22 protein-coding genes and 1 riboswitch are annotated in these 18,815 nt (G+C 34.9%); of the genes, 10 read left to right on the top strand and 12 right to left on the bottom strand.

Annotated features, from left to right (window positions below; all coding sequences use genetic code 11):
• The first annotated feature begins 78 nt into the window (after positions 1-78).
• Positions 79-876, top strand: coding sequence for a hypothetical protein (locus C1631_RS11750; RefSeq protein WP_103248226.1), 798 nt, complete (start codon positions 79-81; stop codon positions 874-876).
• Between the two features lie 33 nt (positions 877-909).
• Positions 910-1,090, top strand: a riboswitch (cobalamin riboswitch).
• Positions 1,091-1,206: 116 nt separating this feature from the next.
• Positions 1,207-1,590, top strand: a complete 384-nt coding sequence (locus C1631_RS11745) for an acyl-CoA thioesterase (RefSeq protein ID WP_103248227.1) — start codon at positions 1,207-1,209, stop codon at positions 1,588-1,590.
• Positions 1,591-1,697: 107 nt separating this feature from the next.
• On the opposite strand, the gene C1631_RS11740 is transcribed toward C1631_RS11745, so the two are convergent.
• Together C1631_RS11740 and C1631_RS11735 are read right to left on the bottom strand one after the other, a co-directional pair.
• Positions 1,698-2,288 (bottom strand): HD domain-containing protein, encoded by a 591-nt coding sequence (locus tag C1631_RS11740; protein WP_109712264.1) that lies wholly within the window; start codon positions 2,286-2,288, stop codon positions 1,698-1,700.
• 8 nt (positions 2,289-2,296) lie between these two features.
• Positions 2,297-2,992, bottom strand: coding sequence for an XAC2610-related protein (locus tag C1631_RS11735; protein ID WP_103248373.1), 696 nt, complete (start codon positions 2,990-2,992; stop codon positions 2,297-2,299).
• A 403-nt stretch (positions 2,993-3,395) separates the two neighbouring features.
• On the opposite strand from C1631_RS11735, the gene C1631_RS11730 reads away from it, so the two are divergent.
• From C1631_RS11730 to C1631_RS11695, 8 genes are all read left to right on the top strand, one after another.
• Complete coding sequence (locus C1631_RS11730; RefSeq protein ID WP_027374395.1) at positions 3,396-3,725, top strand: PadR family transcriptional regulator; 330 nt, start codon at positions 3,396-3,398, stop codon at positions 3,723-3,725.
• 11 nt (positions 3,726-3,736) lie between these two features.
• Positions 3,737-5,467 (top strand): PspC domain-containing protein, encoded by a 1,731-nt coding sequence (locus C1631_RS11725; RefSeq protein WP_109712262.1) that lies wholly within the window; start codon positions 3,737-3,739, stop codon positions 5,465-5,467.
• Positions 5,468-5,780: 313 nt separating this feature from the next.
• Positions 5,781-6,365 carry a 1-acyl-sn-glycerol-3-phosphate acyltransferase gene (locus C1631_RS11720; protein WP_103248375.1) on the top strand — a complete coding sequence of 195 codons (585 nt, stop codon included), beginning with the start codon at positions 5,781-5,783 and terminating at the stop codon, positions 6,363-6,365.
• A 50-nt stretch (positions 6,366-6,415) separates the two neighbouring features.
• Positions 6,416-6,847 (top strand): PaaI family thioesterase, encoded by a 432-nt coding sequence (locus tag C1631_RS11715; protein WP_103248376.1) that lies wholly within the window; start codon positions 6,416-6,418, stop codon positions 6,845-6,847.
• Positions 6,848-7,084: 237 nt separating this feature from the next.
• Positions 7,085-7,267 (top strand): hypothetical protein, encoded by a 183-nt coding sequence (locus C1631_RS11710; protein ID WP_109712260.1) that lies wholly within the window; start codon positions 7,085-7,087, stop codon positions 7,265-7,267.
• Between the two features lie 8 nt (positions 7,268-7,275).
• Complete coding sequence (locus C1631_RS11705) at positions 7,276-7,812, top strand: hypothetical protein (RefSeq protein ID WP_103248378.1); 537 nt, start codon at positions 7,276-7,278, stop codon at positions 7,810-7,812.
• Between the two features lie 373 nt (positions 7,813-8,185).
• Complete coding sequence (locus C1631_RS11700) at positions 8,186-9,157, top strand: chorismate-binding protein (protein ID WP_109712380.1); 972 nt, start codon at positions 8,186-8,188, stop codon at positions 9,155-9,157.
• A 147-nt stretch (positions 9,158-9,304) separates the two neighbouring features.
• Complete coding sequence (locus C1631_RS11695; RefSeq protein WP_109712258.1) at positions 9,305-9,826, top strand: hypothetical protein; 522 nt, start codon at positions 9,305-9,307, stop codon at positions 9,824-9,826.
• Positions 9,827-9,896: 70 nt separating this feature from the next.
• On the opposite strand, the gene C1631_RS11690 is transcribed toward C1631_RS11695, so the two are convergent.
• The 10 genes from C1631_RS11690 to C1631_RS11645 all read right to left on the bottom strand — a co-directional run bounded on the left by C1631_RS11690 (position 9,897) and on the right by C1631_RS11645 (position 18,706).
• Positions 9,897-10,094 (bottom strand): hypothetical protein, encoded by a 198-nt coding sequence (locus tag C1631_RS11690; RefSeq protein ID WP_109712256.1) that lies wholly within the window; start codon positions 10,092-10,094, stop codon positions 9,897-9,899.
• 5 nt (positions 10,095-10,099) lie between these two features.
• Positions 10,100-10,702, bottom strand: coding sequence for a MarC family protein (locus C1631_RS11685; protein ID WP_109712254.1), 603 nt, complete (start codon positions 10,700-10,702; stop codon positions 10,100-10,102).
• 44 nt (positions 10,703-10,746) lie between these two features.
• Positions 10,747-12,486: a BatD family protein gene (locus tag C1631_RS11680; protein WP_109712252.1), complete on the bottom strand. Its 1,740-nt coding sequence runs from the start codon at positions 12,484-12,486 to the stop codon at positions 10,747-10,749.
• A complete protein-coding gene (locus C1631_RS11675; protein ID WP_109712250.1) occupies positions 12,486-13,226 on the bottom strand; it encodes a tetratricopeptide repeat protein in 741 nt (246 codons plus the stop codon). Before C1631_RS11675 ends, C1631_RS11680 begins: the two co-directional genes overlap by 1 nt.
• 99 nt (positions 13,227-13,325) lie before the next feature.
• On the bottom strand, positions 13,326-14,333 hold the full coding sequence (locus C1631_RS11670; protein ID WP_109712248.1) for a vWA domain-containing protein: 1,008 nt from the start codon (positions 14,331-14,333) through the stop codon (positions 13,326-13,328).
• Positions 14,333-15,325 carry a VWA domain-containing protein gene (locus C1631_RS11665; RefSeq protein WP_109712246.1) on the bottom strand — a complete coding sequence of 331 codons (993 nt, stop codon included), beginning with the start codon at positions 15,323-15,325 and terminating at the stop codon, positions 14,333-14,335. Before C1631_RS11665 ends, C1631_RS11670 begins: the two co-directional genes overlap by 1 nt.
• Complete coding sequence (locus tag C1631_RS11660) at positions 15,318-16,214, bottom strand: BatD family protein (RefSeq protein WP_109712244.1); 897 nt, start codon at positions 16,212-16,214, stop codon at positions 15,318-15,320. Before C1631_RS11660 ends, C1631_RS11665 begins: the two co-directional genes overlap by 8 nt.
• Positions 16,215-16,269: 55 nt before the next feature.
• Positions 16,270-17,133 carry a DUF58 domain-containing protein gene (locus C1631_RS11655; RefSeq protein ID WP_109712242.1) on the bottom strand — a complete coding sequence of 288 codons (864 nt, stop codon included), beginning with the start codon at positions 17,131-17,133 and terminating at the stop codon, positions 16,270-16,272.
• Between the two features lie 110 nt (positions 17,134-17,243).
• Positions 17,244-17,702 (bottom strand): GNAT family N-acetyltransferase, encoded by a 459-nt coding sequence (locus tag C1631_RS11650; protein WP_109712240.1) that lies wholly within the window; start codon positions 17,700-17,702, stop codon positions 17,244-17,246.
• Positions 17,702-18,706, bottom strand: a complete 1,005-nt coding sequence (locus C1631_RS11645) for an AAA family ATPase (RefSeq protein WP_109712378.1) — start codon at positions 18,704-18,706, stop codon at positions 17,702-17,704. The genes C1631_RS11650 and C1631_RS11645 overlap by 1 nt, the downstream gene beginning before the upstream one ends.
• Between the last annotated feature and the right edge of the window lie 109 nt (positions 18,707-18,815).

Here is an 18,815-nt window from a genome sequence, read left to right as displayed (position 1 = left end):
TTTAAAAAACTGCAATAACATAAATATCTTTCCAACAATTTTTAATTTATATATTTGGGGGATCAAAAATTTGTGACAATGATTTCAGTAAACAAAGCATTCTATGTATCCGTTTTCAGTGTTTTTTCTTTAGCATTCGTTAAGGGGCAAAATAAAGTTCCTTTTGGTGTGGTAAAAGCAGAGGAAGGATATGCTAACGTACGCGTACATAAAGACAACTACCGAAAAATAGTAGATAAAATCCGTATGCGTAAAGGTGATGTGTTTGTTTATGTAAAACCCGCTCCCGGAGAAACGGAATGGATCTGGATCAAATATCCTGAAAAACAGGACGAGGATAAACCTTTTGTAAGATATGAAACTCTGGATAAAGAAGGAATGGTCAATAAAGAACGTATTGCTTATATTGATCAGCTTCCGGCTTATACTCCTTCCAAATCGAAAAACGGAAAATCAATGATCTTCACAGATAATTCTGATCCTAAAATTCCTACAGCCCAAAGATCTAAAATAGTAATTGACGTCTACCCTTCCAATGCCGGTTACCGAAAAAAGGAAAAAGATGCTGAGGGAAAAATTCTTACCATCGATAAAGTAAAACCCTGGGGAATTGCTAACGACCTTCCTGAAGGGATGACCGAAATCAAATCGATCAGAGTTCAACAGCCAGGAAGAGGATCCGTTTTTGTAAGAGAAGCCATCAAAAATATGTTTCAGCCAACCATGGATTTCAACAATGTAGCAGTAACTGCATTGGACAACGATAATATTTTTCTTTATATGATCAATGGTTCAGGAGAAAACAGATATACCACGCTCTGGACCATTAAAAAAGGAAGAGTGATCAGCCAGATTATTTACCATAATCCGGAATAATTTCATTATTTTTGCACCCGAAAAGTTTTACACTTATTCATCATAGAAACTGGTTCTGCTTAACTGTAGATTAAAAGGGAATCGTGTGAAAATCACGGACTGTCGCGCAACTGTAAGTAACTAAAATCTTTTATTAAAGATCCACTGTGCGAGGCATGGGAAGGAGATAAAAGATGTTACGAGTCAGGAGACCTGCCTTTTTCTTAAACAAGAAACTTTCGCGATCTGAAGTTTTATTGATCTGATGGATTGTTTCAGGGATTCTTAAGATTCCTGTCATTATTCTGTTGTTTTGATACCATTTCATTTCGCTTTAATAAATAATGAAATATGACTACAGAAGAAAGAATTGAAGCATCCGAAACCAGAATTTTTAAGGCGGTTTTCCCTAATACAACCAACCATTACGATACTCTTTTCGGAGGTACTGCCATGCAGCTGATGGATGAAGTAGCTTTCATTACCGCTACCCGATTTGCAAGAAAAAGAGTAGTAACGGTGAGCAGTGATAAAATTGACTTTAAAAAACCTATTCCTGCAGGAACTATTGTTGAGTTAATCGGAAAAGTTTCATACGTTGGAAAAACCAGTATGAAAGTAAATGTGGAGATCTTTACCGAACAAATGTACTCTTATGAAAGAGAAAAAGCAATTGTAGGTGATTTCACTTTTGTAGCCATTGATGAATTCAAGAAACCAATCCAAATATTATAATATTACGGAGATTCGGGCGGCCTTTGGCCGCCCGAATCTCCCCATAAAGAAAAAGACCATATCCGTACTTTCCGGATATGGTCTTTTTCTTTATAAAGGAATATTATTTATTTTACTACTTTTTCAGTCTCCAGACTTCTGGTCAGCAATAGTTCAAAAGCTTCACCCATCTCATCTGATGCTCTCGTAATAGCATTTTCAAGCATATTCCTGATTTGTTTTTCAGTAACTCCTGCTTCTGTCCAGCTCTTTCCTGAGGTGTGGGAATTTAAGATGAAAGGCATAATTCGATCAATAGAGCAGGCAAAAACAGCATCCGGAGTTTTTTCCTCTTCAAATTCAAGCCATAAATTAAAGAATTCTGTACATAAAGGTTCATCCAGTATTCCAAATATTTTTTGAGCAGAAGCTTTTTCTCTTTCAAACTTTCCTATCATTGCTTTTTCATCAAACAGGAAGGTGTCTCCCGCTTCAATTTCTACCAGATCATGAATAGAAAGCATTCTGATCACTCTTAATAAATCGATATCCGCACGGTTTTTCGCATAGGGATAAAGGATCTGTGCCAGAATGATAATCTGCCATGAATGTTCTGCAGTATTTTCTCTTCTGGAATCATCTGCATTATAATTTCTTCTCTGTACGTTTTTCAAAGCATCTACTGCCAGGATAAAATCGATCTCTTTCTGAATCTTCATTATACTTTTTATCTTTTATATTGATCAGATGGATATACTTTGGTTCGGGTAATCCATTTATTATTTTTTTTCTCTTTGGTAATCACCTTTACCTGATCTTCTTGTGTCATATCTTCTTTTTTCTCCAACATCACTTCTAATCCCTTATTGGGAATCACCGCATACTCTGTAGTGAAAATCATACAACATCCCGATTTGCCCGTAGTAATAAGTCTTTTACGTTGATGATCTACATCAAATAATCCAAGGGCATTGGACCCGATTTCCGTAAGTTCTGCACTTTTCACAAATGCCATTCTGGAACTGTTAAATACATAGACATCATAAGAATCAGCACTATAGTTTCCCATATTTCCGTTTCTTATAGCTATATCTTCTGTTCCATCGAAATTAAAGTCATCAATAATGACCGGACTTTGCTCCTGAGTTAACTGAATCGTTTTACCAGGTACCAGCTTTTGTCCTTCTTTTAATTGAATGACAAGATCTTCAGATGTAAAAGTCTGAACCTTAGTATTTTTATTATCAAATAATTCTACCGTCCCCTTCTCTCTGCACTGCCCGTCAAAACAATTATTTATATGAATAATTGCATTATAATTTTTTGATGCATTTTTCACCTCAAACTGGTATTGTCCAAAGCATAAAGGTCCCAGTAGTACAATAGCTGCCGATAAATTCTTACACGTATTTAAAATTTTCATAGTAATAGTTAATAATTTGATGTGTTCAAAAAATATGTAATAACAAAAATACAAATCATATCAGCGATCTCAAAATCTCAGTTTAATTATATTTTAGGATAATATTATTCTATGAAAACTATATTTATTTTAATAATAAATTTCCTCTCAAATCATCTGATTTTTGATCAAAATTTTCATTTTCTTAAAAAATCCAGGCACTTAATTGATTTTCTCCAAATCCGTTATAAAAATTATTACATTGATAATCAATACATTAATGTAATTATTTTAAAAAATTCACTACTTTGTATTGCATAATACCATTTTATTTACATATCTTTGTAATGTAAAATTAGAATAGGCTCAACTAGCTAGGAGCATTTTTCTAAACATTATAACTAATTAACAAAACTTATCAAAGATGAATACTGAAAATACCAAAGCGCAAATGCGAAAAGGAATTCTGGAGTTCTGTATTTTAAGTCTCATCAATCATCGCGAAATGTATGTTTCCGACCTTATCGATGAACTTAAAAAAGGAAAGCTGGATGTAGTGGAAGGCACCCTCTACCCCCTTCTCACAAGACTTAAAAACGGGGAATTTCTCTCTTACAGATGGGAAGAATCAACAGGAGGACCACCCAGAAAATATTATCAGATCACAGAAAAAGGAAAACTTTTCCTGAATGAACTTCTCAATACCTGGAATGAACTGACGGCTTCAGTCAATCAAATCACTCAAAAAAATTAAAAAACAAAGCTATGAACAAGACACTCTCAATAGGACTCGCAGGTTTTTCTTTTACCATAGAAGAACACGCATATATAAAGCTCAGCGATTACCTGAATGCTCTGAGAAGCTCACTGGATGCTTCGGAAGCTGATGAGGTAATGCATGACATAGAAATAAGAATGGTGGAGATTTTCAATGATTCTCTGGGGAAACGCGAAGTAATCAACGATACTGATGTAGAAAAAGTAATCGCACAGATCGGGACCCCTGAAAAAATCGAAGAACAGGAAGAAGCTTATTTCTCTGAAAAAACATCAACAAGAAATAATAATTCAGGCTCTCATTATACAGATAAAAAACAATTGTTCCGTGATCCTGAAAAACAAAAAATCGCAGGGGTTTGCGCAGGTTTAGCTCAATATGTAGGAATGGATATTACTGCTATGAGAGCCATCTGGTTAGGAATTTTTGTTCTGGGAATCTTTACTGCAGCAATTTCCTCTTCATTGATCGGACTTCTGTATGTCGTTCTTTGGCTGGTACTTCCAAAAGCTGAAACAGCAGCAGATTTTTTGAAAATGCAGGGAAAGCCTATGAACTTCGACAATCTTAAAAATGAATCAAACAAACTGGTTCAGTTTGCCAACGAATCTACTCAGAGAGTCGGAGAAATCTATAACGAAAACAAACCTTATATCAATAATGCAAGCAGCGGAATCTGGAATGTATTCAAGTACATTGTAGGGGGAATTTTCGTAATGCTCGCAGTAAGTAGCATCATTGGAGTATTTGTAGTATTTGGTCTTTTCGGAATGGACACCGATTTTCCGGGCGCCAATCAGATCAGATTCTATATGGATGATAATGGACTTGATAAAGTATTAGCTGCCATGATGGTTATCGGAAGCTTGATTCCTGCAATTATCTTCAGCTTATTAAGCATCAAAATATTCTCTCCGAAAACTAAACTGAGAAATATCGGATGGGTAATTGGCGGATTATTTCTTCTACTTATCGGATTAGGAACTTACTTTGGAATTAGTATGGCTAAGAAAAACCTGATCTACAGAGGAAGTAAAGAAGATGTTGAAAATGTTGCGATCAACACCAATTCAGATACAATTTATGTAGATGTAAAACAAATCAACATCCCTCAGAACTTTAAAGCTTATGATGATGATATCTACTCTGATAAAAAGACAGTATATGAAGAAGATTATATCTCTGTAGATGTAACAAGAAAAACAGATATCAAAACACCTTATCTGATTATCAAAAAAGAAGGAAATGGTTATAATTATCCTGTTCAGCTTACAGTTCCTGTAGAAGTTGTCAATAACAAAGTAATACTTCCTAACTTTATTAAATATCCTTACGAACACAGATTCAGAGATTACAGAGTTGATTACGAATTGGTGGTTCCTCAAAAAGCAATTGTGCTTCCATTAAAGAAAAATGGGATCCACTTCGACGGAGATTTGAACGGTGATGGTATAGATGACGATGGAGACGGTGACAATGACGACTACAACAATCACAATGGGGTCAGAATTGAAAAAAATAAAATTACCGTAAACGGTTCAAGCATAGAATATAACTCTGACGATAAAGACAGCATCATTATCAACGGGAAAAAAGTTCCCAACAATCAAGCTAAAAAAGTAATTGATTCTGTAGCATCCGACATCAAAAAAATAAACAAAGATGTGGATATCAAAATCAAAGACGGAAAAAACGAAATTTCCATACAAACTAAATAATTAACTTCAGAGAGTGGAAGAAAGTGTGAATGGATAGCAACCGTTTGAAATTCACACTCTTCTTATCTCATAAAAGTAAAAAAAGATACTATTTAATTCGCTATGTGAAAAAAATGTTTTAATTTCGTATTGCTAAAAATTCAATAACCAATCAACCAAAAAACACTATTGTTATGATACAATTTGCACTGGAATTCGTAATGAAAATCGTAGATTTAATTAACGGTTTATTTTAAGAGCGATAATATTTCAATATATTTGTAAAGTATAACCAATATTTGGTTATACTTTTTTGTTTTTAATCCAACAATCTATGAAAAAGCTGATAGGCAAATTAATGTTAAAATTATTGGGATGGAAAGTTGTTCTTCAGGGCGATGCCAGCTCCCTCAACCGTTGTATCCTTGTAGTGGCGCCTCATACCCACAACATGGAATATATTTTAGGAAATTTTGCTTATTGGTCTTTAGGAAAACCCCTGAAAATAATTATCAAAGACGCTCATACCAAAGCCTGGTATGGAAGTGTTGTAAAGGGGCTTGGAGGTATTGGTATCGATAGAAGCCAGAAAAATGATCTTGTTAATTTTGTAGCAGGTCAATTCGCAAAAGAAGACTTCAGCCTTGTAATCACACCCGAAGGCACCCGAAGCTGGGTACCAAAATGGAGGAAAGGATTTTATCACATGGCTTTAGCTGCAAAAGTTCCCATTGTACTGGCTGCAGGAGATTTCAAAAGAAATATTGTTTATCTGGGATACACAATCCCTTATGAGAGAATAGCATCAGTTCCTTTCGCTGAGATCATGAAGGAGATACAGGATTACTATGTAAAAAATGATATCGTTCCTAAAGTTCCCGAAAATTGGAACCCTGATATTATGGGTACTGGTGAATAACATGTCACAAAATACCCATGCTCGTTATTAATCATTTATCCATTATAAAAATGAAAGATCAAACCAAAGAAGAAATCCTTACGTTTTTGAACAACTGGGGAGAAGGAGTAACATTAGCCAAAACACTTGAAATAAACTTCACTGATATAGATGTAGAAAACGAAACCCTAACGGCTACAATGCCTGTACAACCAAAGGTTCATCAACCATTTGGAATTCTGCACGGAGGGGCCAGCTGTGTCCTGGCAGAAACATTGGGGTCAAGCCTGTCTAATTTTTTTATCGACGGAAATAAGTACTATGGAGTAGGAACTAATATCAACTCCAACCACCTGAAAAGTAAAAAGGACGGCATTGTAACAGCAACGGCACGTTTTATTCGAAAAGGTAAAACCATGCATGTTTCTGAGATTGAAATTCGTGATGAAAAAGGGGCTTTGATCAACCATACAACAATGACAAACAATATTCTACTGAGGTAATTCAGCTAAGTAAGAAAAATAAAAAAGAGCGACTTCCAACTGGAGGCCGCTTTTTTTGTTTATACTCATCAACACTTCTCAGTATAGAATTTTTATCATTTTTGTGCATGTAAAAGCTTCCAAAATAAAGAATACCAGACAACAAAATGATATTTTGGGATAACAAAAATCTCTATAAACCATCCTATCATTGTAAAATCAAAAGAGATCATAGTAAACTCTCAAATATTTAACACAATGAAAAAGTTTAGAAAGTATATCAAAAAGCCGATATCAGTTTACTTTATTTTAGCATTACTTGTATTTATCAACAGTCCTGCTCAAACAATGAATCATGATACAGCAAAAGTTGCTCAAAATCCCCCCGAAGCAAACAACCTTGCAAAAAACAACTTGCTAATCCTATTTCAAGCCTTATAAGCGTACCTATGCAGTTCAATGCAAGATGGAAAGGAGGTATAGACAACAAAGGTTTTGCAACCGTTACGAATTTCCAGCCTGTGATTCCTTTCTCTATATCTAAAGACTGGAACTTAATTATGCGTGCTATTCTTCCTGTAATTTCAACTTCCCAATATACACCTACAGTGAAATTTGGTATGGGAGACGTTGTTCACAGTTTTTTCTTTTCACCTAAAAAACCAACATACGGTATAGTTTGGGGTGTCGGTCCTGTATTGTTATGGCCAACAGCTACCGATCGTACATTAGGACAAGGTAAGTTCGGAATGGGACCTACAGCTGTAGGTCTTACCCAGCAAGGAAAGGTAACCGTTGGTCTGTTGGCCAATCATGTTTGGTCTGTCATGGGGCCTGGAACACGGCCGAATACCAGTGCAACCTTTTTACAGCCTTTCTTTGTATACGGACAATCTACTGCCGTTATTTTAAGCAGTGAAGCCAGTTACAACTGGAAAAAACGGACTGGACGGTTCCTATCTATCTGGCAGGCCGAAAAATGTTAAAAATAGGAACTACCCATTTTAGCGCAGATTTGGGTGGAGGGTATTATGTACAACGTCCGGATTATGCTCCACGCTGGGCATTGCGGTCAACGTTAACCTTACTCTTGCCTAAAAAATAATCAGTTTTCATTGACTCCCTATTTATAATTACCCCCAAAAACTCCAGATTTTCGAGTTTTCCTGGGGGTAATCAATTAAAAATATTGAGTTTAAGAATAAATCTGCATAATGAAATGACCAATATTTTCGTCAAAAAATATCTCTTTTAATTTTGACATTTTTAAGACTAGTAATACCTTTGCACAAAGGAAAATCAAATTGGAAATGTATCTATTATTTCTGGTTTGTGATTTTCTTAATCTATTCAATGCCCATGATTTATTTCAAACTTCCTTTTGACGAAAGATTGTATACTGTAAATGAAAAAAACAATACAAACGCAGTTAATTTCCATTCATATGATACTCTTAACCAAATTAATTTCCACGGAGATATCATCGAAGTAAGTTCGCCTGAATGGGATCATACATCCATCACCAATACTTCATTGGCAAATGATACAACCCATTTCATTGCAGAAACTAACGAAGAATATATTACAAATCTTCAACAGGTTATTGACGTCATTAAGGAAAACAATCTACCTAAGCTGGTTTACTCAAGAAGGAAGATCTTTACTGATTTTAATAATATTGATTTAAAAGAGAGTTTTAACAATCTCTGCAAATCCTATCCCAATGCTTTCAGGTATCTATTTAATGATGGCAAAAATGCATGGATGGGAGCTTTTTCTGAAGTACTTGGGAAATTCAATAAAACAACCCATGCGTTTGAAACGATGGCTCTCGCCGGAACTCTTCCTGTTTCAGAAGCATGGTCGGAAAAAGAAATCGAAGAACAGAAGCCTGTTACCTCTTATATTCAAAATATTCTTGACAATTATACGGATCAGGTATTTCAATCAGAAACCTATGATCACATTGCAGGAAATATTAAGCATTTACGTACAGATTTTAAAACCCATATTCAACCTCAGGATCTGGATCAACTCATTCAGGATTTACATCCTACCCCAGCTGTATGTGGTATCCCAAAAGATTTCTGTAATGACAATATCCGAAAATATGAGAAATTCCCTCGTGAATTCTATGCAGGATATATCAAAGTAGAAACAGAGGAAAGTATTTTATACTTTGTGAATCTTCGTTGTGCAAGGCTATATCAGGATAGAATACACATTTTCGTAGGGGGTGGAATTACTGATCTGAGCAACCCAGAAAAAGAGTGGATAGAAACAGAATTAAAGTCTGAAGCGATTCTGAAGAACCTTACTTTATTAACCTGATTATAGAACATACAACTCAATTCAAATACAATTTTATAACACGAAATCATTTGATGTTTTCATAGAATATTAAGATTTTAGTTGGTAAAAGTAAAAAACAACAAATATTTAATACTTTTACAGAACATCATTTCTTAAAATACCATTATGAAATCAAATCTTATTTTCAGTGTATTACTGACTGTCGGATTGATATCCTGCACTTCAGAGAAAGCAGTTGATTTTAAAAAGGAAATCACCGCTCAGGAACAGATTGTATTCAATGCTTTAATCAATAAAGAAGGATATGAAACAGAAAAGTCACTAAGTATTATAAAACGTGACTATGACAGAGCTCTCTCTTTTATAAATAAAGAAGAACAACTTTTTGATTCAGTGATTAAGCACCTATCAATATTGTCGGATGATCATATTAAAGAAGGAGCTCCTGTAAAAACAGCAGCCATCAGTTATTATAAAGCTATGAAAGATTTATTTCTTCTGGATAGGCAATCGATTCAACAGCAAAAAATAACATTCAGCAAAGATATCCGGAAAGTGGATAAGGCACAGGACAGTATATTACAGATATCCAGAAAAAAGCTTGAATTTCACAAAATTGTAGAGGCCAGAAATATGGATCTTCAAAAAGCTTTGGAGAAATTTGATCAGGCCAATAATATAAAGTAACCTGCTAATCATACTCAACAAAAAACCTCTTTTGTACAAAAGAGGTTTATATTTATAATAAAAAATGAATTTATTTTTTTGCTCCGATCCTGCTCCAGGTATCCATTACAAAGAGAACAAGAAGGCCAAGGGCAGCCGCTGCCGCTGAAAATACAAATCTAACATTATCCTCATCTCCTAAAATTTCTGTTTGCCAGTTGATAGCATAAAGATTGATTGCGATGAAAACAATAAATACAACTAGAAATACTTTATAAAACTTCTGCATGATATTTAAAAATTAATATAATTCTGCACCAATTGAGCAAAATTTGCGGTGAATAATTTAATTGAAATCGCCAACAAAATAATTCCGAAAACTTTCTGAAGGATCATTAATGTAGCATCCCCTATTTTTCTTTCTAACCACTTCGCTGATTTCAGCACCAAATATACGAAAATTGTATTAAGAATAATTCCACAAATAATATTAATATCATGAAATTCAGCTCTGAGGGATAAAGCTGTAGTCAGGGTTCCAGCTCCTGCAACCAAAGGAAATGCGATGGGAACAATAGATGCGGCCTTTGCTTCTGTAGTTTTGTTGATTTCAATTCCTAAAATCATTTCCAGCGCTATGACAAAAATCACAAAAGCTCCGGCAATAGCAAATGAATTTACATCCACCCCTATCAGCTTAAGAATCTTATTTCCTACAAACAGAAACACAATCATAATTGCTCCGGCAGTGATGGAAGCTTTTCCGGCTTCAATCTTCCCGAACTTCTGTTGAAGACTTACGATAATGGGAACCGAACCAATAATATCGATAACGGCAAAAAGAACCATAAAACTGGTAACAATCTCTTTAAACGAAAAACCATCAAAAATTTCCATCTCTTTGTAATTAAAAATTTCGCAAAAATATGAAAATAAACTGACTATTTGCTAATTTGTGAATATAAATTAACAATTGTTTTCAAAAGTTCTTCCAACCCTTCAGCAGATTTCACAGGAGAATATTTTTCAATCTGGATTTTCTGTTGTAGCTTGCTATACTCTTCAGCCATTGAAGAACCCTTGTGCTTTTCAAGAAAAGTTTTAAATTCCACAGATGTACCCTGAAAATATTGATTTCTTATTTCCTGATCCAATTCTTCCAATGTAGTAAAAAACTTTTCGTACTCACCATTGTCTTTAAGATTTTCAAGATATCCGAAATAATCGTTAATATCAGTTTTCAGTAATTCTCTGATCTCTTTTTCTGTTTCAGCTACAGAACCTAATGGTTTTGGGGATGTGGTTTCCCTAACTAATGTACGTTTTTTTTGCCAAGTCTTAAATAAGATATACACAATAAATAAGCCTAAAAGAATACCTATATTAATAAAAAGAGTATTCCAATGGAATTTACTTTTTTCTTTTACTTTAAATGATGTTGTTTTGAGTACCGGAGTATTTACCGTTTCCAGTAGATTATTGGTATATTCATTTACCTTTTCCACGGTAGAGCGTGCTTCCATGATCTGATCATGAGAAAATGCATTTAATGCCAGCGTTTTTTGTCCAAGATCAACATATTCTCTGTTTTCAGGATCAAAGAAAGCGAATTGTTCTGTTTTGATAGAGATCGTTCCGGATTTATTGGGAATAACAACATAGTTAGCGAGTATTTCACCTTTCATTCCGGTAGATCCCGGAGAAACTCTAGAGGTAATCTTTGGTGCGAAAATTTCATAATCCGGAGAGGCTGCAATTTTAGGAAGCTCCATATCCGGTAAATTTCCTTCTCCCGAAACTTTTATGACAACATTCAGTGGTTTTTTAGCTTCCGCTTTTTCTTTGGAAGCATTGTAAACACTTACATTAAAATTCCCAACAGCATTTTTAAAACATTCAGGTGCTCCTTCCGGAAGTTTTCTGACATTCAGTTTTATTTTGTTGGAAACTATCTTATTTTTATTTGAATAGGAATTAACGGATGCTGAAACTCCAGGTACTTCTACATAACCAGCTTCATTGGGAAATACCATAAAAACAGCTAATACCTGAGAAGCCATATTTCCGATACCCGAAGGATCAATTTCTGACTTACTAAAGTTAATAGGATGTACATTGATGTTATCCTGCTGTGGAAGGCGGATATTTTTCACCTTTCTGAAGTTATCCATATTTCTTGAATACACCTTCAAAATAGCAATTGTCGGCTGGTCCTGATACACTTCCCTATCCTCAATCTCCATATTCAGATATACTTCACTGGAAGTATTGCTAGCCAGAGATTTTTTTTCAACAAAATCTTTAACGGTTACATCAAAAGGTTCTGTTTTGTAGATTTTATTATTAACTGTAACCAGTACCGAACCTATTTTTATTTTCCCCTTTTTCTTAGGTTCAAGAGCTATTCTGGATACTTTTTGGGTAATTAAGGTATTGGTAGCAGGATCAATAACCGTATTGGTTACAGAGCCACTGCCTATAATATTAAATTTAGAGAGATCAGGAAGCTGAAATCTTGTCTGTTGTTCAAGATCACTCCCATTAAGCTCAAGAACAATCGTAAGATTTACAACGTCCTTACTTCCATATTCAGATTTATCAGCATCCAGAGAAAGATTCACCTGTCCGTAAGTAATTACGGATGCCAAAGTAAGCAATATGTAAATCAGTTTGTGCTGCATCACCAATCTTTCTCGTTGCTTTCAGGCATCGAATAAGAATTCTTGTTTAAAATTCTTCTGGCGGTTTCTTTTTCTTTTTCGTTAATTTTATCTAAAATAGCATTTTCAAGATTTTTAGGCATCTTTCCTTCATTGTTGGGGTTCTGCTGAGGATTATTTCCCTGATCGCTCTTGCCCTCGTTTTGCTGGCCATTTCCCTGATCCTGCTTTTTGTCTTTATCACCTTTCTGATCATCACCTTTGTTCTGATCATTTCCACCACCACCTTTGCCTGAATTATTCTGCTGGTTTTTCTGTTGTTGTTCTTTTTCTTTCAGTTTGGCAATTTCATAATTTTTTCTGGTTGCCTCGCTATATGGATTTTGCTTCAGAGATTTTTTATAATACTCTGCAGCTTTCTCAGGCTGATTCATTTGCATATAAGCATTTCCTAAATTATGAAATGCCGCAGCTTTATCGGGAAGTATTTGAGAAAGTTTTTCTGCTTTTTCAAACTCAGCCTTTGCCTCTTCATATTTTTTACTTTTATACAAAGCATTCCCCAAATTGTAATGAGCCGTAAAATCTTTATCATTAGATTTTGCGGCTTCCATATATTTTGAAGATGCTCCATCATAATCTTTACCGTCAAATTTCTGGTTGCCTTCATGAACTAAAGTTCTGTAGTTTTCCTGCCCAAACAAAATGCCTGAGAACGAGAAAGCAACAATAAACGATAAAAAAATGATTTTAGTATTCATCACTTGCAAAATTATTCCTTTATATGTTAATAAACAGCGTTTTATTTGTTAAAATTCGGTTAAAGTAGCCTTTAAAAATCCTCATCAACAGTAAGGAAATTATATATTAAAATCTCTTTTGGGATTAAAAATATAAATTAAAAAGAAAAGTAGGATAGAAACTAATAAAAAATATTGATAATAATGATTGGCATTCTGCGATTTCACCAGCGTTTCAGCCCCTGATGACTTCTTGTTAACCGCATCAATAATTCTATTGGGAGCCTCGTTGATATTATTTCCATCAATATAAGTTCCACCTGTGGACTCTGCCATTTTCTTTAATGCTTCAGTTTGTCTTTTTGAAATTACCGTTCCTCCGTTTACATCTGTTTTGTATCCCATCAGCTGCCCGAAAACATATTCCGGAACAGGAGCTCCTTCATCAGAACCTATTCCTACAGAAGTAATACTAATCCCTTCCTGATTGGCCAATCTTATTGCAGCATTATCATTTCCTTCATTATCTTCTCCATCACTTAACAATATCACTTTTCTGGATCCTTTACTTACATTTTTAAATTTATTAACTGCTACCTGCATTCCTTTGAGAAAATCAGTCCCCTGAATCTGCATAGAATTTGTTTCAATCCCGCTGATATAGGTTTCTGCAGAATTGTAATCCGTAGTCAAAGGCATAATCGAAGTGGCCTGTCCCGCAAAAATTACAATTCCAATTTTATCATTCTTCATCTTCTGCATGGTTCCGATCATCAGATTTTTTGCCTCCGCAAGACGACTGGGATCAATATCCTCCGCATTCATCGAATTGGAAACATCAAGCATAAAGATCACATTATTAAGCCTCTGATTACTTTTCACTTCTTCAGATCCGTTCAAAAGATCAATAATTGAAAAGATCAGAAACAAAGTACCTAAAAGATATAATGCCGGAAAAAAACGGGTAAAACCGGAACTTTTTTCAAATAAATTTTCATGAAACTGACTGTTCGCAAAAATTTCTCTTTTTTTCTTTCTCCACTTTAAAAAACGGATCAAAAAAATGGCTAACAGCGGCAGTAGCAACAGTAAAAATAAATACCAATAATTTCCTAAAGACCAACTCATCAGCTTAATATTTTATAAAACACCCATCTCAACAATGCATCCAACACCAGCATTCCTAAGGCTATCCAAAGGAAAATTTTGAAATATTCTTCATAGTTATATAATTTTGAAATCTTTACATCTGATTTTTCCAGCTGATTGATCTCATTATAAATTTCTTCAAGACTACTGTTTGAAGTAGCCCTAAAATATTTCCCTCCCGTAGTTTGTGCAATTTCCCTTAGTGTATTTTCATCAATGGTAACTTCCGTTTCGGTGAAAACAAGATCCCCGAAAATATCTTGTGCTGTAGGCATCAAAGCATAGCCGTTCGTTCCGATTCCAATAGAATATACCTTAATATTATTATTTTTTGCCAGTTCAGCAGCTATCTGTGGTGGAATTGCATTTTCAATATTGCTTACACCGTCCGTCATCAGAATAACTACTTTACTTTTAGCTTTGCTTTTAATCAAATGATTTACGGCAACAGAAAGTCCCTCACCAATTGCGGTTCCGGGTTCAAGGCCCTCTGAGTTTAAATTTTTAATTTCATCAATGACAACCTGATGGTCTGAAGTAACAGGAACTTTGGTAAATGCTTCGGCAGCATATGCTACAACACCAATTCTGTCATTCGGACGCTTCTGAACAAACTTTACTGCAATATCTTTTAAAGCTGTAATACGATCGGGATTCAGGTCTTTTGCCAGCATACTTAATGATACGTCAATAGACAGCATAATATCAACACCTTTTGTATCATCCCTGTCTTGAGAAACAGTGAATGTTCTGGGTCTTGCCATTGCAATAATAAGAGCAGACAGAATGATATACTTTGATATTTTCAATATAAAAAGTACTCCCTGGATCCCACCACTGCTATCCATATTTTTGGTCGTAGGAACTTTTATTCCTTTTCTCTTTTTTTGCCCCGCATCTTTAATAAAAAGGGGTATAAAAAGCAGAAAAAGCAACAAGAACCACGGACTGTAAAACTCAAAATTAAACATCCTTTCTCAAGTTTTCGAATTCTAAATCTTTAGATGATCTTTTCACAAAATCCCTGATATCAGCAAAATCTTTTTCCATAGTTCCCTGATCAGGAAAAGTTTTGGCAAATTTCACCAAATCTCCTCTCAAAAAGACATCTTCTATTATTTTTTCGTTGTCCTGTGAAATGGTATTATTTCTTTTCATTACATCAATGAGGTCGTCAGTAAGAAGTACATCAGCAGGCAGATTATATTGTTTGGTAATAAAATTTCTTGAAATATCGATCAATTCCACATAAAACGATCGAAAATTACCTCCTTCAATGTATTTTTTCTTTTTAAGGGAATCCAGTTCTTTCAAGGTTTGGTTGGTAGCAACTACCGGCGAACTTTTTGCTTTTCTCCCCCATTTTACAATCATGACAATGGCAATAATCAAAGCAATAAGAGCCAATACCAGCAGAATGTAAAACTTATAGAGTTCCCAATAGTCTTTAGCATCCAGTTTTACTTGCTTATTCTTCATAATGTCATTAATCTGATCAGCTTTTTGAGCAGTATTGATGACATCTATTTCATAAGGAATTGTTTTAAGAATTTTATCCCCCACTTTAAATTCTAACTCCGGAATCGTAAACTTACCCTCTTCAAAAACGGCAAATTCAATTTTCCTTTCATAAGATCCTGCATTCTGTCCGATGCTGTCTTTTGTTTCTTCAAAATGAAAAGGAAGCAATTCATTCTTTGCTGCAGAAGTTACCTGTTGATCATGAACATTATCAATTTTAATAATCAGATGATTCACTTCTCCTAAAGCAATGGTTTTCTTTTCTATATTGGAGGAAAGTATCTGTGAAAAAGCATTTGCACAGATGAGAAAAGATAGTATTAAAAGTATTTTTTTCAATGTTAAATAATAAAAAGGCCTCGCCTCATGTTTTTATGTACGGGCTTTACCCGTGTTATTTTTTCTGAAAATAATTATATAATAATTTTGAATAATCTGTACCTGTACTGATATTCATAAAACTTGCCGAACTTACGGAAAAATCATCTTCCAAAGCTCTTAATTTTTGTTTTTGAGCCTCTGCAAAGGTGTACCGCCATCTTGCACTGGAAGTATTTGCCCATATTTGTTTTCCTGTTTCTGCATCGTATAGCAGAGTGTATCCCACATCAGGAATTTCATTATCCTTATCATCGTAAATTCTCATTCCCAGCAACTGATGTTTTTTGGAAGCGACTCTCAACATTTTAGAATCATATTCATCTTCAAAATCTGACAATAAAAAGACCAGAGATTTTCTCTTAAAGATCCCCATCATATATTCAAGAGCCTTATCTATTTTGGATTCTGCAGGAACATAATCTGCGGTGAGAATAGTACTGATAATCGAAAGAATATGCTTTCTCCCTTTCTGAGGCGGAATTACCTTATATACTTTATCAGCAAACAGGATGAGTCCTACTTTATCATTATTACCTGCCGCTGAAAAACCCAGACTGGCAGCGATTTCAGCCACATACTCTCTTTTAAGCTGAACTTTTGTTCCGTAATCCATAGAAGCAGAAATATCTACTAAAAGCATCATCGTAAGCTCTCTTTCCTCTTCCATTACTTTTACGAATGGTTCCCGGAAACGCGCTGTTTTGTTCCAGTCGATTCTTCTGATTTCATCTCCAAACTGGTAGGGACGAACTTCGGAAAAGGTCATCCCCTGCCCTTTAAAGGCGCTGTGATATTGCCCCATCAAAGCAGCTTCCGTCTTTTTTCTCGTACGGATTTCAATCTGCTTTACTTTCTTTACAATATCTTTTATCTGCATAGACGAATTTTAATTATTTACAGGTTTGAAAAGTTTGAATAAAGAGAATTTAGAGTTCAAAATCACATCTAAGTTCCTTATCTTATTTTTCAACCTCTAACCTCTAATTTCTATTTTTTAAATTCAATGGATACATTCAACCACTCATTATCAAACTTCGGACTGTACTTTTTATAAAAATTGATTGCTGGTTCATTCCAGTACAATACCTGAAAAACCATTCCACTGTACTGATTGGTTTGACCATGTTCCAGGGTTGCATCAAAGAGTAATTTTCCAATCTGCTTTCCTCTTAGCTTTTCCGTTACCACAAGATCTTCAAGATATAATCTTCTTCCTTTCCAGGTTGAATATCGATCATAATAAAGGGAAATCCCTACTACCTCACCCTCAAATTCAGCTACGAATGCTCCCCAAACCGGAGATTTACCGAAACCGTCTTGTGTAAATTGCTCAAGAGTCACTGTTACCTCATGTAACGCTTTTTCGTATTCTGCCAGTTCTTTAATCAGATTTAGCATCGAAGCACAATCCTCAATAACAGCTTTTCTAATTATCACATCACTCATTACGGAGCCTGGATTTTTGCTAAAATTCTGTTAATAATCTCCTCCGTGGAAATCTCTTCTGCCTCAGCTTCAAAAGTTAAGCCCATCCTGTGTCTTAATACATCTTTTGCTAAAGCTTTTACATCTTCAGGAATTACAAATGCTCTTCCTTTTAAGAATGCATATGCTCTTGAGGCAATGGCAAGATTAATGGAAGCCCTTGGTGATGCTCCAAAACTAATATAATTTTTAAGCTCAGAAAGTCCGTAGTTTTCCGGATAACGGGTGGCAAACACCATATCCAGAATATATTTTTCAATTTTCTCATCCAGATAAATCTGATTGATCAATTCTTTAGCATCTATAATGTCCTGAAGAGAAATTACCGGTTTCACGGTTGGCTGGTGTGAAGTGGAAACCATTCTCATCACCTGCCTTTCATCTTCAAAAGCAGGATAATCTATAGTACATTTCAACATAAAACGGTCACTTTGTGCTTCCGGCAGCAGATAGGTTCCCTCCTGATCAATAGGGTTTTGTGTAGCCAATACTAAAAATGGTTTTGGCAGCTTCATCGTTTCATCACCAATGGTCACCTGCTTTTCCTGCATGACTTCCAAAAGAGCTGACTGTACCTTTGCCGGGGCACGATTGATTTCATCTGCAAGAACAAAATTTGCAAATACAGGTCCTTTTTTTATAGAAAAATCATTATCTTTTATATTAAAGATCATCGTTCCAACAACATCAGCAGGAAGTAAATCCGGCGTGAACTGAATTCTTGAAAATTCACCATGAACAGCATCGGCCAAAGTTTTTATGGCTAAAGTTTTGGCCAATCCCGGCACCCCTTCCAAAAGAACGTGCCCATTCCCTAAAAGTCCTACCAAAAGGCGATCTATCATGTATTCCTGCCCAATAATAACTTTATTTATTTCCTGTCTCAGAAGAGAAAACAGGTAATTTTTTTCTTTTATTTTTTCCGTCAATTGACGGATATCTTCAGCTTGATATATATCTGACATAGCTTGATTTAAAATAAGTGGTAAATTTCTGATAAATACTTGCATTAATCAACACAATCAATGCCATTTTTGAGTTAAAGTTTGTTAAAAATTCCAGTATTGATAAAGG

Origin of the sequence: Chryseobacterium phosphatilyticum (genome assembly GCF_002899825.2) — a bacterium.
Taxonomy (GTDB): domain Bacteria; phylum Bacteroidota; class Bacteroidia; order Flavobacteriales; family Weeksellaceae; genus Chryseobacterium; species Chryseobacterium phosphatilyticum.
This window is presented reverse-complemented; position numbering and strand designations above follow the sequence as displayed.